This window comes from Streptomyces pallidus (ex Mingjun et al. 2026) (assembly GCF_051550185.1).
Lineage (GTDB): Bacteria > Actinomycetota > Actinomycetes > Streptomycetales > Streptomycetaceae > Streptomyces.
Genome location: NZ_CP196181.1, coordinates 3,706,356 through 3,719,596, shown reverse-complemented (window position 1 = coordinate 3,719,596; position 13,241 = coordinate 3,706,356). Strand labels below are relative to the sequence as shown.

Below are 13,241 nucleotides of genomic sequence, written 5' to 3'. Positions count from 1 at the left end.
GCGTCCCGTCCGCGACGGCCCCCGACTCAGAAGGCGACCTGGAGCTCGCGCAGGCCGCGGATGACGTAGCCCGGCTGCCACTCGGGTTCGCGGACGAGCTTCAGCGGCGGGACGCCGTCGGCCAGGAGGGCGCCGAAGGAAGCCGTCAGCTCGCGGCGGGCCAGGGGGGCGCCCAGGCAGTAGTGGATGCCCGCGCCGAAGCTGAGGTGCGGGTTGTCGGTCCGGGACAGGTCCAGCACGTCCGGGTCCGCGAAGCGGGACGGGTCCCGGTTCGCGGAGCCGAAGAGCAGGGCGACCTCCGCCCCGCGGGGGATGACCGTGTCACCGACCCGGATGTCGTCGAGGACCCACCGCTCGAACATCTGTAGTGGAGTGTCGTAGCGCATCAGCTCGTCCACAGCTGTGGACAACTTTTCCGGACGGAGCGCGGCCAGCTGCTCCGGATTGCGGAACAGGGCCCACCAGCCGTTGACGGTGGTGTTGACCGTCGCCTCGTGCCCCGCGTTCAGCAGGAGCACACAGGTGGAGATCATCTCCTGCTCGCTGAGCCGCCCCTCCTCGTCGTGCGCGGCGATCAGCCCCGAGATCAGGTCCTCGCCGGGCCGCCCCCGCCGCTCGGCGATCAGCTCCCGCAGGTACGCGCTGAACTCCACGCTCGCCCGGACCGCCCGCCGCGCCGTCTCCTCGTCCGGCCGCAGCTCGAACATCCCGCAGATGTCCGCCGACCAGGGCCGCAACAGCCCCCGGTCCGCTTCCGGAACCCCCAGCAGCTCGGCGATCACCGCCACCGGCAGCGGCTCGGCCACGACGGTCAGCAGATCACCGCCGCCGTCCGCGAGCAACTGCCCGACCAGCTCCCCGGCGAGCCGCTCCACGGCCGGTGCGAGCCGCTCCACCGTCCGCGGGGTGAACGCCTTCGACACCAGGCGCCGCACCCGACCGTGCGCCGGATCCTCCAGGTCCAACAGCCCGTTCCCGTTGAGCACATGGAACGGCTCGTGCTCCGGCGGCGGGGCCTGCCGCCCGAACTCCTCGTGCGAGAACCGGTGCAGATAGGTCCGCCCCAGCCGCCGGTCGCGCAGCAGCGCACTCACATCGGCGTAGTGCGGCACCAGCCACTGCCTGGTGGCCTCCCACCAGATCGCCCGGCCCTGGGCGCGCAGCTCCCGGTAGGCGGGGTACGGATCGGCGACGAACGCGGCATCCCACGGATCAAAGCCCATGTCGGCAGCCTAGTCCCGTGACCGGAAGGTCCGCTGGTCCACCGGGTGCCCGCTACGACGGGGTCACCAGCCGCGTCTCGTACGCGAACACCGCCGCCTGCGTGCGGTCGCGCAGGCCCAGCTTCACCAGGATCCGGCTCACATGCGTCTTGATCGTGGACTCGGCGACCACCAGCCGGTCCGCGATCTCCGCATTGGACAGGCCCTGGGCGATCAGGACCAGCACCTCCGTCTCCCGCTCCGTCAGCGCCTCGACCGCCGCCGAACCGGCGAGCCGCGGCGTCGCCGACAGCTTCGAGAACTCCAGGATCAGCCGCTTGGTGACCGTCGGCGCCAGCAGCGCCTCCCCGGACGCGACCACCCGCACCCCCTCGGCCAGCTGCCGCGCCGAGGCGTCCTTCAGGAGGAAGCCGGAGGCCCCGGCCCGCAGCGCCTGGTACACGTACTCGTCGAGGTCGAAGGTCGTCAGGACCAGTACCTTCGCGTCCGTGTCCGCGGCGACGATCTCCCGCGTCGCCTCCAGCCCGTTCATCACCGGCATCCGGATGTCCATCAGCACCACGTCCGGCCGCAGCGCAGCTACCCGGGCGATCGCCTCCCGGCCGTCGACCGCCTCACCGACGACCTCGATCCCGTCCATCGCGTTCAGCAGGACGGAGAAGCCCTCCCGGACCATCATCTGGTCGTCGACGATGAGCACCCTGATCGTCATGCCGGCGCCTGCGCCGTGTCCTGGGCCGGCTCCTGCCGTCCCCGCACCGGTATGAACACCGCCACCTCGTACCCTCCCGCTTCCGTCTGCCCGGCCGTCATCTCCCCTTCCAGCATGGCCACCCGCTCCCGCATCCCCGTGATCCCGTGCCCGGCGCCCGGCGAGGGGCGCGCGCCCCCGGTCGGCTTCCCGTTGACCACGCGGATCCCGAGCCCGCCCAGCACGTAGCTGACCTCGACCTCGGCCGCCGCGCCCGGGGCATGGCGCAGCGTGTTGCTCAGCGCCTCCTGGATGATCCGGTACGCCGACAGCTCGACGCCCTGCGGCAGTTCCCGCACCGCGCCCGTCACCGTCTTCTCCACGCCCAGTCCGGCATCGCGCACATTGGCCAGCAGCCCGTCCAACTGGGCCAGCGTCGGCTGCGGGGCGTCGGGCGCCGCGTAGTCCGCGGAGCGGACCACGCCCAGCACCCGCCGCAGCTCCGTCAGCGCCGCCACCGCGTTCTCCCGGATGGTCGCGAACGCGGCCTCCAGCTCCGGCGGCGGGTTCTTCACCCGGTAGGGCGCGGCCTCCGCCTGGATCGCCACCACCGACATGTGGTGCGCCACCACGTCGTGCAGCTCGCGGGCGATCGTCGTGCGCTCCTCCAGCAGGGTGCGCCGGTCCCGCTCGACGGCCGTGACTTCCAGCTGCGCACTGACCTCCTGAGCGGCCTCGCGGCGGACATGGCGGACCGTCACCACCAGCAGGGACACCGCCAGGAGGAAGGCGATCGGCGCCACGTGGTCCGGCTCACCCAGCCCGAGCAGGGTGGGGACCACCAGCCCGACCAGCAGGGTGATCAGCCACATCCAGCCGGCGGCCCGGGGCCGGGTCCGCATCGCCACCACGGTCACCACGAACAGGTACATGACGAAGGCGCCCGGGGAGCGGGGCCACAGGCCCACGTCCGAACCGACGAGCGAGAGCGCCTCGGTGGCCACCAGCGCCGCCCAGAAAGCCCCCACGGGACGGACCAGGGTCATCAGGACCGGCGCGGCCGCCACCAGCCCCACCACGAGACTGCCGAGCGCCCAGTCGGTGCCACTGTCGGTCGCGGCGAGCAGCAGCACGAACAGGGCGACCGCGGCCACGACGGCGTGCCGCAGGTACACCGACCGCCTGCGTATCCGCTGCGGGAGCCGGCGCAACAGTAGGCCGTCGGTGCGCATCGGCGGCAGCGGCCGGTATGCGAACGCATCCGTGATCAGGTCCTCGCGCAGGCCCTGCAGCAGCTCGGAAGCCAGCCGGAACTCGGGGGCCCGGGGCGGCGCCCCGGATGTGGTCGTCTCGGTCATGCCCCCACGGTAGGCCGGGCGCCCCGTCGTCCGCGTCGGCGCTGAAGGGGATCTCCCGGCCTCCCTCTCAGGTACTACCCGCCACCCTCAGTAGCCCGATGGGCGGACCAGACCCGTCTCGTACGCGAACACCGCCGCCTGGGTGCGGTCGCGCAGGCCCAGCTTCACCAGGATCCGACCCACATGGGTCTTCACCGTCTGCTCGGCGACCACCAGCCGCGCCGCGATCTCCGCATTGGACAGGCCCTGCGCGATCAGCACCAGCACCTGCGTCTCCCGCTCCGTCAGCTCCGCGATCCGCGCCTTCGACGGCGCCCTCGGCGCCCCCAGCCGGGAGAACTCGGTGATCAGCCGCTTGGTGATGTTCGGGGACAGCAGCGCCTCCCCCGCCGCCACCACGCGCACCGCCTCCGCGAGCTGGTCGGCGGAGGCGTCCTTCAGCAGGAAGCCGGAAGCCCCGGCACGCAGCGCCTCGTACACGTACTCGTCGAGGTCGAAGGTGGTCAGCACCAGCACCTTCACGGCGGAGCCCGCGGCGGCGGTGATGGCGGACGTCGCCTCGATGCCGCCCATGCCGGGCATCCGGATGTCCATCAGCACCACGTCAGGCCCGAGTTCGGCGGTCTTCGCCACCGCGTCGGCGCCGTCCACGGCCTGTCCGACGACCTCTATGTCCGGCTGTGCGTTGAGGAGGACGGTGAAGCCCTGCCGGACCATCATCTGGTCGTCGGCGATCATCACCCGGATCGGGTCGGCCGGCGTCGTCATCTGTCTTCTCAGCCCTTCTGCGTCACGGGATCCATCGGAAGCACGGCGCTCACCTCGTACCCTCCGCCGGGCCGCGGACCGGCGGCCAGCTCGCCCCCCAGCATGCCCGCCCGCTCCCGCATGCCCAGCAGCCCGTGCCCCGCCCCCTGCGAGGGCGGTGCCGGGCGGGTCGGGGCGGTGTTGGCGATGCACAGGAGCAGTTCGTGCGGCCCGTACGCGACGCCCACCTCGACCTGGGAACCCGGCGCGTGGCGCAGGCAGTTGCTCAGTGCCTCCTGCACGATCCGGTACGCGGTGAGCTCGACGCCCGGGGCCAGCGGACGGCGTACGCCCGCGATCTCGGTGGTGACGGTCAGGCCTGCACCGCGCACGTTGTCGACGAGGCCGTCCAGTTCGGCGAGCGTGGGCTGCGGGTGGTGCGGGTTCGCCGCGTCGTCGGGGTGCTCGGAGCGCAGCACGCCCAGCACCCGGCGCAGCTCCGTGAGGGCCTCCAGCGCGTTCTCCCGGATGCCCGCCAGGTTCTCCTTGAGCTCCTCGGACGGGTTCTCGACCAGGTGCGGGGCGACCTGCGCCTGGATGGAGATCACCGACATGTGGTGGGCGACCACGTCGTGCAGCTCGCGGGCGATGCGGCTGCGTTCTTCCAGCAGGGTGCGCTGGGCGCGCTCCTCCTCGGTGAGCGTCTCCTGCTCGGCGAGCTTGGTGCGGGCGAGCCGGGTGGCGCGCAGCGCGTACCCGAGCAGGCCGACGAAGCCGAAGAGGAGCAGGACGCTCAGGACGAAGCTCTCACTGTGCTTCGGCTGCAGCAGCGCCTCGGCCAGCGCGGTGAGCACGACGGGGACGGTGACGACGACCACGGTCACCCGCGGTGGCACGCGCAGGGCCACCAGCAGGAGCACCACGGCGAAGGCGATCATCCCGTTCGCGGGCCAGGGCCAGGACTGCCCTTCGCCGACGTGGTCGTGGATGTGTGTCGCGACCAGGCCCGCAGCCAGCAGGGCGAGCCACCAGGCGGCGACGGGCCGGAACAACGCGAGCAGGATCGACCCACCGCTCGCCAGCGCCGCCACCAGCGGCCAGCCGCCGGTGACCTGGTAGCTGTTGCTCATCTGTTCGGTGGTCAGGAACGCGAAGAGCACCGCGACGTAGACGACGGCGGCGTGGGGCAGCCAGGCCAGCCAGCGGGGCCGGGACAGCCTGGGCAGCGGGTTCCGTTCCAGGGTGAAGAGGTCCAGCGCCACGGTGCGCAACAGGGCACGGCCCCGCGCGGCGGTCTCCGCGGGGGCCGGGGTCCGGGCCGGGCCGGCGGCTCCGCCCGGTGCCCGGTCCGCGGGGGCTGCCGGTCGTTCGCTCTGGTCGGTCACGCGGCCCAGCCTAGACATGAGTGATCATCTCCTCGTCTGCCGGCCGCCGGACGGCGGGGACGGCGGAGCCCGCGACCGTACGGGAGGGGGTGCCCCGGCGGGGCCGCGCGGCCTGCTCGTACGCCCGGAACGCGGTCCAGCACACGGCCAGCGCGGCGGCGAAGACCGGGAGCCACAGCAGCCGGGCCGCTATCCACAGCGGGGAGTCGGGCACGGTGTGCAGCCCGGGCAGGTCGGCAGGGGCCAGCAGGCCGAGGGCGGTGACGGCCATCATCGCGGTCTGGTGCCACAGGAAGACCGTCATCGCGGACAGGTTGGCCAGGGCCACCGCGGCCCAGGCCCGGGGTCGGCGCATGGCCCGGGCCAGGGGCTCGCGCAGCAGCAGCGCCAGCCCGCACTGGGCGAGGCCGAAGGCGGCCGCGGCCAGGGTCGGCGGGTTCAGGTTCGATATCGCCGCCCCCGGGACACCGACCATGGACGCCGGGTACCCGCCCCACAGGACGAGCGCGGCGGTGCCGGCTGCACCGCCGGCCAGGAGCAGGACGGCCGGGGTGCGCCGGGCGAACGCGCCCCGGGACCAGGCGGCGCCGAGGGTGTAGGGGACGAGCCAGCCGGCGGCCACGTTGACCCAGCCGATCCACTCGGGCCCGCCGAGCCCGAACCGCCACACGTCGACACCGGCCACCACGGCCAGCGGCCACAGCGGGTTGAGCCGGGCCACGAGCGGGGTGGCGGCGGTGAGCGCGGCGAAGACGAGGAGGAACCACAGCGGGGACAGCACGAGCCGGACCAGCGCGTGGACGGTGGCCGGCTCCGCCCCGCCGAGCAGCATCCCGCCCGCGGCGACGGCCCACACGGCCAGTACCGCGGCCACGGGCCGGAACAGCCGGGACAGGCGCTGCCCGACCCAGGCGCCGTACGACACCCCGTGCTCCCGCGCGGCCGCCTGCCCGCGGGCCGCGACATGGCCGCCGACCAGGAAGAACACGGACAGCGTCTGGAACACCCAGGACACCGGTGCCAGCCAGGGCATCCGGGACAGCGGGCTGGTGGTGCTCAGGCCGCCGTCGGCGGTGGCGGTCAGCGCGGTGACCAGCCAGTGCCCCAGCACCACACCGAGGATGGCGAAGGCACGCAGTGCATCCACGGTCCGGTCCCGGCCGGCGGGCGTGGCCGCCTCCACCCGGTGCGCGAGGACGGACCAGCGGGCGCGGAGCCTACGCACGGGGGGCCTCCGGGGTGCCGAGGACGATGCGGGCCAGGCTGTCGAGGGACTCGGTGCCGGGCTTGAGGTAGTCGCTGTGGGCGACCCGCCCGGCCGCGAAGGCACGGGCGCCGAAGGCGGGGGAGACGGGATCGGTGCCGAACCCGACCGCGCCGACCCGGACGTGCGGGACGCCCCCGATCCAGTCGTCGGCGCCGCGCCCGGCCCAGACCCGGGCGGCCGTCGGCAGCTCGGAGGCGGAGGCCGCGCCCGTGCCCGGGCTGCCGTACAGGACCAGGTCGCCGACCTTGGGGCCGGTGGCGGTACGGGCGCAGACCACCGAGCCGTAGGAGTGGCACAGGAGGGAGAGCCGGGCTTCGGGGACGGAGAGCTCCTCCAAGCGGCGGAGGAACGGCGCCAGTCCGGCGGCGGCCTCCTCCGCCCGGCCGGCGGTGAGCACGGTCGCGCTGACGGTGCCCGGTGTGTCGTACCCGAGCCAGGCGACCACGGCGGAGCGGTCGTGCTCGGCCTTCAGCCGCTGGTGCAGGGCGACCGCCCCGGCCCGGAACCGCTGGTAGGTGTCCAGGGTGGTGTCGGAGCCGGGCACCAGGACGGTGATCCGGTCGGCGGTCTCCAGGTCGCCGAACACCTCGACGGCACGCCCCCGGGCCCGGCCGTCGAAGGCGAGGAACTGCGCGGTCCCCTCCGCAGCCATGGCCTGGAGCCGGTCGGCGCGGCCGGTCCGCCCGGCGTCGCGGGCCGTGCGGGCCGCCTCGGCGAGGTTGGCGAGGTTCGCGGCGTACGCCTCCCGGGGCGCGGCCCGCTCCGTGGCCGCCGGTATCGGCGCCGGCACGTCCGAGGAGGCGGCGGCGGACACGGGCACGGCCACGGCCGCGGCGACGAGGCCGGCCAGCAGGGTGCGGCGCAGACGGCCGCGCAGGCGGGCTGCGGTGCGGCGTCCCTCGGGCCGTCCTGCGGGCCGTCCCCCGGGGTGTCCGTCGCGCAGCTCGGCGAGGTGTCCTTCGGTGCGTCCTTCGAGGCGGGTCATGGCGATCCCCCAGCTCCTTCGCTCGCCTGCGCGCGGCGCCCCTCGGCCCCTTCGAGCGGCGCCCGTGTCGGCGGCCGGCCCTCCTGCGCTTTCTGGTCTCGAAGTTAGAAAGGGAAGGACCTGGTCGGCGTCCCGCTGGGGAGCCGCCTTTGTGAATAGCTCTCAGGTATGACAGGGGCAACCTGGGAGCCAGGCCGGGCGGTTCGGAAGGCGGAGTCGATCATCTCTCGGGCTGCATCCCCCGGGCGGAGTGCAAGCCGCCTCGCAGACCCCGGACTTGAGATACGACGCCCCGGGGCAGTGGCCGTTACGGTGACGGACGTGATCGAGAACGACTGGCGCAACGACCGCATCGGCAGCGCGCACCGGGGCGGGAACCCCACCGTGCTGCGCCGCCTCAACCAGGGCTTCGCCGTGATCGGGGACCGGCAGTTCCTCCCCGGCTACTCGGTCCTGCTGACCGACGACCCGTCGGTGACCCGGCTCTCCGACCTGCCCCGGGCGCGCAGGGCCGCCTACCTCGGCGACATGGAACGGCTCGCCGAGGCCGTCGAGCGGGCCTGCCGGCGCCTCGACCCGGCGTTCCGCCGGGTGAACATCGAGATCCTGGGCAACAAGGACCCGTACCTCCACGCCCACGTCTGGCCGCGCTACGACTGGGAGCCCGCCGACCGGGTCGAACTGCCCGTCTGGCTGTACGAGGAGCGGTACTGGCGGGGCGGCGAGCACGAGCTCGGCCCCCGCCACGACGGGCTGCGCGCGGCCATCGGCGAGGAACTCGACCGGCTGGGCGGCGACACGGCGCGGTGACCGCAGCCCGGGCCCCGGCTCGGGGCCGGGGCTACGGGGTCGTCGCCACCCGGATGCCGAAGCCGATCAGGACCACCCCGGTCACCCGGTCCAGGGCCCGGCTCACGCGCGGCCTGCCGAAGAACCGCCGGGCGCGCGAGAGGACGTACACGTACGTGCCCAGCCAGGCCACCGTCAGCAGTAGGTGGACCAGCACCAGCAGGGCCATGCCCGCCGCCGGGCGCAGGCCGGACGGCGTGAGGGCGGGCAGCAGACCGGTGTAGAACACGGCGATCTTGGGGTTGAGGGCGTTGCTGACCAGGCCGGTGCGCCAGGCGCCGGCGCCCTCAGCCCGGACGCCCGGGTCCTCGGTGCCCGCGTCCTCGGTGCCCGGGCCCTCGGGGGCCGGGACCGCGCCCGGGCGGCGCAGGGACTGGATGCCGAGGAAGCAGAGGTAGGCGGCGCCCGCGAGCTTCACCGCGAGGTAGACCTCCGCCGAGGCGGCGAGAAGGCCGGCGAGGCCGGCGACGGTGAGCACGCCCCACAGGAGCAGGCCGACGGTGATCCCTGCCACGGTGCGCAGGCCGTCCGCCCGGCCGCGGGCGACGGCACGCCTGGTCACGATGGCCATGTCGGGGCCGGGGACCAGGGTGAGCAGTGCCAGGACGCCGGTCGCGGTGATGAGTTGCGTGAGCACGTGGCTCAGTCTGCCAGCAGGGGTTCGACGTAGCCCGCGCGCCAGCGGGGGGCCGGGTCCTGGCCGGGGCTGGTCCAGTACTCGCGGGCGGCGACGATGCTGCCGTCGCGGACGGTCCAGAGGGAGACGGCGCGGTAGACGACGTGGTCCTGGGGTACCTCCACCTCGGTGACCACGTCGTCGCCGTCGGCGTCGGCGAAGATGCGGAGGATGTGGACGCGTCTCGCCTCGGAGTAGGCGTCATCGCTGTTGACGGCGATGAAGTTGGCGCGGCCGACGATGCGTTCGCCGCTGACCGGCCATTCGATGACGGCGTCCTCGGAGAGGAGGAGGGACGCGCCGTGCCAGTCGTGTGCGTCGATGCGCTCCCATAGCCGGGCCACTACCTTCAACGGGTCCATGGGCGGCAGTGTGCGGGGGGTTGGCGGCGGGCAACAAGCTTTGCCAACAGGCTTATTGACTTCGTCATGTTGGGGCGGGCGGGGTGGGGTGGCGCGGCATGCGGCAGCCGGTGTTCCGCTGCGCGGGGCTCCGCCCCGGTCCCCGCGGCGCAAGCACCGGCGGGGCTGGAAAGGCGGGCCTCGCGGCTCAAGCGTCGGCGGGGTCGGGAGGGCGGGTCGGGAGGGAGTCCAGGGCCGTGGTGAGGCGGTCCAGGACCGCCACCGTTTCGCGGAACGCGGCTTCGCCCAGGTGCTCCGCCAGGGCCGTGGCCAGGGCTGCGTGGCCGGGGTTGATGCGCGCGATCGCGGCGCGGCCCTCCTCCGTCGGGCGGAGCAGTTTCGCGCGTCGGTGTGCCGGGTTGGGTACGTACTCCGCCAGGCCCTGCGCGGCCAGCAGGTCCGCGACCCGCTGGACGCTCTGCCGGGTTATGCCCATGGCGCGGGCGATGCCCGCCACCGGCAGCGGCTGCTGGAGGACCGCGCCCAGCACCTGCCAGCGCGCCGCCGTCAGCCCGGCCGGCCGGGCCAGTTCCTCCGAGAGGGCGAGGAAGCGTCCGTTCAGGCCGAAGACGCCCAGGGCGGTGCGGCTGAGCAGGTCCTGGCGGGCGCGCAGCGACAGGGGCTCTGCCGCCGTACCCGTGCCCGTTCCCGGCTCCGGGTCAGGCATCGCCGCGCTCCGCCGCCGCCATGAGGACCGGGAAGGCGCTCGCGTCCGAGTCGTGGAACAGGCGGTACCACGCGTCCAGGACCTCCGGCTGGTACGTGCCCAGGCGGGCGAAGACCTCGCGGGCGAAGGCCACCGGCTCCGTCGGCCCCGCCGTGATCAGGTCGCCGTCCGCCACCGCGTCGGCCTCCACGTACCGCCCGGCGCCCGCGTAGCCCGGCTGGTGGGCCAGGTACTCGGCGGCCGCGCTGGTGTGGGCGCGGCCGTCCAGCAGCCCCGCGCGGGCGAGCCCCGCCGTGGCGCCGCAGATCGCCGCGACCGGCACTCCGGCCGCCAGGAACTCCCGCGCCTTCGCCGCGAACGGCGCCAACGCGTCACCGGTGTCCCACAGGGACGCGCCCGTCAGGATCAGCAGGGACGAGTCCTCGGGCGAGAGGTCCGCGAGGGCCATGTCCGGCTGGATGCGGACGCCGCCCATGGTGGTGACCGGCTGCTCGGCGCTGAGGCCGACCGTGCGGATCCGGTGGCCGCGCTGGGTCAGGTGCGCCGTGGTGTGGCCGGTCTCCCAGTCCGCGTACGTGTCGTAGACCGCCAGGTGGACCCGCTTCTGCGTTGCCATGGCCGTGCCTCCCGCCGTCCGAAGGGGTGGAGCTCGTATGACAGCAGGCTGGCATTTCGGCAGCATGCTGTCAATGGGGGGGAGTGGGCCAGCGCGCCGGTGAGCGGGCCGGCGAGCGGGCGGGCGACAGACTGCCGAGGGGTGGGCCCAGGGTCCATACAGTCCGCCGATGTCCCCTCCGACCTGCGCACTTCTAGCGTGGCCGAATGACCCCTCACCTCCCTCTCGACGCGGACGGAGTCGCCGTCAAGGCCGCCGACCGCAAGCACGTCTTCCACTCCTGGTCCGCGCAGGAGCTCATCGACCCGCTGGCCGTCGCAGGGGCCGAGGGCTCGTACTTCTGGGACTACGACGGCCGCCGCTACCTCGACTTCTCCTCCCAGCTGGTGAACACCAACATCGGCCACCAGCACCCCAAGGTCGTCGCCGCCATCCAGGAGCAGGCAGGCCGCCTGTGCACCCTCGCCCCCGGCTTCGCCGTCGACGTCCGCTCCGAGGCCGCCCGGCTGATCGCCGAGCGCACCCCCGGCGACCTGGACAAGGTGTTCTTCACCAACGGCGGAGCCGAGGCCGTCGAGAACGCCGTCCGGATGGCCCGTCTGCACACCGGCCGCCACAAGGTGCTCTCGGCCTACCGCTCGTACCACGGCGCCACCGCCGCCGCGATCAACCTGACCGGTGACCCGCGCCGCTGGCCCTCCGACGTCGGCGCCGCCGGGGTCGTGCACTTCTGGGGGCCCTTCCTCTACCGCTCCCCCTTCCACGCCACCACCGAGGCCGAGGAGTGCGAGCGCGCGCTGCGCCACCTGGAGGACACCATCGCCTTCGAGGGGCCGGCCTCCATCGCGGCGATCATCCTCGAAACGGTCCCCGGCACCGCCGGGATCATGGTGCCGCCCGCCGGCTACCTGGCCGGCGTCCGCGAGCTCTGCGACCGCTACGGCATCGTCTTCGTCCTCGACGAGGTCATGGCCGGTTTCGGGCGCACCGGTACGTGGTTCGCCGCCGAGCACTGGGGCGTCACCCCGGACCTGATCACCTTCGCCAAGGGCGTGAACAGCGGATACGTCCCGCTCGGAGGCGTCGCCATCTCCGCCGCCATCGCCGAGACCTTCGCCACCCGCCCCTACCCCGGCGGCCTGACCTACTCCGGCCACCCCCTGGCCTGCGCCGCCGCCGTGGCGACCATCGCCACCATGGAGGAGGAGGGAGTCGTCGAGCACGCCGCCCACCTCGGGGAGAACGTGCTCGGCCCGGGGCTCGCCGAGATCGCCGGGCGGCACCCGTCGGTCGGCGAGGTCCGCGGCCTGGGCGCGTTCTGGGCCGTGGAGCTCGTGCGCGACCGCGAGACCCGCGAGCCGCTCGTCCCCTACAACGCCGCCGGCGCCGACAACGCGCCCATGGCCGAGTTCGCGGCGGCCTGCAAGGCCTCGGGCCTGTGGCCGTTCGTCAACATGAACCGGGTGCACGTCGTGCCGCCCTGCACCGTCACGGAGGCGGAGGCGAAGGAGGGCCTGGCGCTCCTCGACGAGGCGCTGACCGTCGCGGACCGGCACACCACGGCCGGCTGACGGGCCCGAACGCGATCTGTATGTACGTATAGATCCGTATAACAGCCTGGAATCGAACGGTTTCGGCCGCACCGCCTGGCCTAAGGTGTCCGCAGCTCACCGAAGGAGACGGACCCTTATGCCAGGCGGCGCCGCTGTCACCCGCAACACACTTCGCCAGCAGATCGCGGACGCGCTGCGCGACGAGGTGCTGGCGGGACGCCTCCCTCCGGGCACCGAGTTCACCGTCAAGCAGATCGCCGACCAGTACGGGGTCTCCGCGACCCCGGTCCGCGAGGCACTCGTGGACCTCTCCGCCCAGGGGCTGCTGGAGTCCGTGCAGCACCGGGGATTCCGCGTGCGTGTCTACACCCCGGACGACTTCCGGGGGATGATCGAGGCCCGTACGCTCATAGTCGACGGGATCTTCCGGCGGCTCGTGGAGCGCGGCACAGCGCCCGGCTCGGGCGAAATGCTGGTGTCGGTGCGCCGTCGGGCCGAGGAGGCGTGTCGGGCTGCCCAGAGCGGCTCGCTCGAAGTGCTGATCGGCTACGACCTGCGCTTCTGGAGGGAGCTGAGCGGGCTGGTCGGCAACACGTACATCTCTGATTTCCTGCACCGCATCCGGGTGCAGTGCTGGGCCTTCGCCGTGCCGCACCTGAAGGCGGCCCCGGACCTGCACGCCGGGCTGTGGTCGGGCCACAACGAGCTGGTCGACGCGGTGGCGCTGGCGGACGCCCACGAGGTGCGCCGCCTCGTGTACGCCTACAACCAGCACAGCCTGGACTGGGCCGCGACGTTGAAGCCGGTCGCCCCGTGACCGGCC

14 protein-coding genes are annotated in these 13,241 nt (G+C 73.6%); 3 read left to right on the top strand and 11 right to left on the bottom strand.

Going from position 1 to position 13,241, the window contains the following annotated elements:
• Positions 1 to 26: 26 nt before the first annotated feature.
• The 7 genes from ACSHWO_RS16230 to ACSHWO_RS16200 all read right to left on the bottom strand — a co-directional run bounded on the left by ACSHWO_RS16230 (position 27) and on the right by ACSHWO_RS16200 (position 7,656).
• Positions 27 to 1,223 carry a cytochrome P450 gene (locus ACSHWO_RS16230; RefSeq protein ID WP_438312653.1) on the bottom strand — a complete coding sequence of 399 codons (1,197 nt, stop codon included), beginning with the start codon at positions 1,221 to 1,223 and terminating at the stop codon, positions 27 to 29.
• A 52-nt stretch (positions 1,224 to 1,275) separates the two neighbouring features.
• The gene (locus tag ACSHWO_RS16225; RefSeq protein WP_361097157.1) at positions 1,276 to 1,935 is read right to left on the bottom strand and encodes a response regulator transcription factor; all 660 of its coding nucleotides are present in this window, start codon (positions 1,933 to 1,935) and stop codon (positions 1,276 to 1,278) included.
• Positions 1,932 to 3,272, bottom strand: a complete 1,341-nt coding sequence (locus ACSHWO_RS16220) for a sensor histidine kinase (protein WP_438312651.1) — start codon at positions 3,270 to 3,272, stop codon at positions 1,932 to 1,934. The genes ACSHWO_RS16225 and ACSHWO_RS16220 overlap by 4 nt, the downstream gene beginning before the upstream one ends.
• Positions 3,273 to 3,359: 87 nt before the next feature.
• Positions 3,360 to 4,040, bottom strand: coding sequence for a response regulator transcription factor (locus ACSHWO_RS16215; RefSeq protein ID WP_361097163.1), 681 nt, complete (start codon positions 4,038 to 4,040; stop codon positions 3,360 to 3,362).
• Positions 4,041 to 4,048: 8 nt separating this feature from the next.
• A complete protein-coding gene (locus ACSHWO_RS16210; protein WP_385841554.1) occupies positions 4,049 to 5,404 on the bottom strand; it encodes a sensor histidine kinase in 1,356 nt (451 codons plus the stop codon).
• A gap of 10 nt (positions 5,405 to 5,414) precedes the next feature.
• Positions 5,415 to 6,629, bottom strand: a complete 1,215-nt coding sequence (locus tag ACSHWO_RS16205) for an acyltransferase family protein (RefSeq protein WP_438312647.1) — start codon at positions 6,627 to 6,629, stop codon at positions 5,415 to 5,417.
• A complete protein-coding gene (locus ACSHWO_RS16200) occupies positions 6,622 to 7,656 on the bottom strand; it encodes an alpha/beta hydrolase (RefSeq protein ID WP_438312645.1) in 1,035 nt (344 codons plus the stop codon). Before ACSHWO_RS16200 ends, ACSHWO_RS16205 begins: the two co-directional genes overlap by 8 nt.
• A 324-nt stretch (positions 7,657 to 7,980) precedes the next feature.
• On the opposite strand from ACSHWO_RS16200, the gene ACSHWO_RS16195 reads away from it, so the two are divergent.
• On the top strand, positions 7,981 to 8,466 hold the full coding sequence (locus tag ACSHWO_RS16195) for an HIT family protein (protein ID WP_438319118.1): 486 nt from the start codon (positions 7,981 to 7,983) through the stop codon (positions 8,464 to 8,466).
• A gap of 31 nt (positions 8,467 to 8,497) precedes the next feature.
• Here the strand turns inward: ACSHWO_RS16195 and ACSHWO_RS16190 are convergent, their stop codons facing one another.
• From ACSHWO_RS16190 to ACSHWO_RS16175, 4 genes are all read right to left on the bottom strand, one after another.
• Complete coding sequence (locus ACSHWO_RS16190; RefSeq protein WP_385841538.1) at positions 8,498 to 9,142, bottom strand: LysE family translocator; 645 nt, start codon at positions 9,140 to 9,142, stop codon at positions 8,498 to 8,500.
• Positions 9,143 to 9,147: 5 nt separating this feature from the next.
• Positions 9,148 to 9,543, bottom strand: a complete 396-nt coding sequence (locus tag ACSHWO_RS16185; protein WP_361097178.1) for a nuclear transport factor 2 family protein — start codon at positions 9,541 to 9,543, stop codon at positions 9,148 to 9,150.
• Between the two features lie 187 nt (positions 9,544 to 9,730).
• Positions 9,731 to 10,249, bottom strand: a complete 519-nt coding sequence (locus tag ACSHWO_RS16180) for a MarR family winged helix-turn-helix transcriptional regulator (RefSeq protein ID WP_385841531.1) — start codon at positions 10,247 to 10,249, stop codon at positions 9,731 to 9,733.
• The gene (locus ACSHWO_RS16175; RefSeq protein ID WP_438312641.1) at positions 10,242 to 10,865 is read right to left on the bottom strand and encodes a DJ-1/PfpI family protein; all 624 of its coding nucleotides are present in this window, start codon (positions 10,863 to 10,865) and stop codon (positions 10,242 to 10,244) included. Before ACSHWO_RS16175 ends, ACSHWO_RS16180 begins: the two co-directional genes overlap by 8 nt.
• A gap of 206 nt (positions 10,866 to 11,071) precedes the next feature.
• Here ACSHWO_RS16175 and ACSHWO_RS16170 point away from each other — a divergent pair, with 206 nt between their 5' ends.
• Together ACSHWO_RS16170 and ACSHWO_RS16165 are read left to right on the top strand one after the other, a co-directional pair.
• Positions 11,072 to 12,436, top strand: a complete 1,365-nt coding sequence (locus ACSHWO_RS16170) for an aspartate aminotransferase family protein (protein WP_438312639.1) — start codon at positions 11,072 to 11,074, stop codon at positions 12,434 to 12,436.
• 118 nt (positions 12,437 to 12,554) lie between these two features.
• Positions 12,555 to 13,235, top strand: coding sequence for a GntR family transcriptional regulator (locus ACSHWO_RS16165; protein WP_361097190.1), 681 nt, complete (start codon positions 12,555 to 12,557; stop codon positions 13,233 to 13,235).
• Positions 13,236 to 13,241: the final 6 nt, after the last annotated feature.

Bases quoted from the DNA above. Each gene is read 5' to 3' on its own strand.
- ACSHWO_RS16175 (WP_438312641.1), bottom strand. From the start codon at position 10,865: ATGGCAACGCAGAAGCGGGTCCACCTGGCGGTCTACGACACGTACGCG.
- ACSHWO_RS16165 (WP_361097190.1), top strand. From the start codon at position 12,555: ATGCCAGGCGGCGCCGCTGTCACCCGCAACACACTTCGCCAGCAGATC.
- ACSHWO_RS16225 (WP_361097157.1), bottom strand. From the start codon at position 1,935: ATGACGATCAGGGTGCTCATCGTCGACGACCAGATGATGGTCCGGGAG.
- ACSHWO_RS16200 (WP_438312645.1), bottom strand. From the start codon at position 7,656: ATGACCCGCCTCGAAGGACGCACCGAAGGACACCTCGCCGAGCTGCGC.
- ACSHWO_RS16220 (WP_438312651.1), bottom strand. From the start codon at position 3,272: ATGACCGAGACGACCACATCCGGGGCGCCGCCCCGGGCCCCCGAGTTC.
- ACSHWO_RS16185 (WP_361097178.1), bottom strand. From the start codon at position 9,543: ATGGACCCGTTGAAGGTAGTGGCCCGGCTATGGGAGCGCATCGACGCA.
- ACSHWO_RS16230 (WP_438312653.1), bottom strand. From the start codon at position 1,223: ATGGGCTTTGATCCGTGGGATGCCGCGTTCGTCGCCGATCCGTACCCC.
- ACSHWO_RS16180 (WP_385841531.1), bottom strand. From the start codon at position 10,249: ATGCCTGACCCGGAGCCGGGAACGGGCACGGGTACGGCGGCAGAGCCC.
- ACSHWO_RS16215 (WP_361097163.1), bottom strand. From the start codon at position 4,040: ATGACGACGCCGGCCGACCCGATCCGGGTGATGATCGCCGACGACCAG.
- ACSHWO_RS16170 (WP_438312639.1), top strand. From the start codon at position 11,072: ATGACCCCTCACCTCCCTCTCGACGCGGACGGAGTCGCCGTCAAGGCC.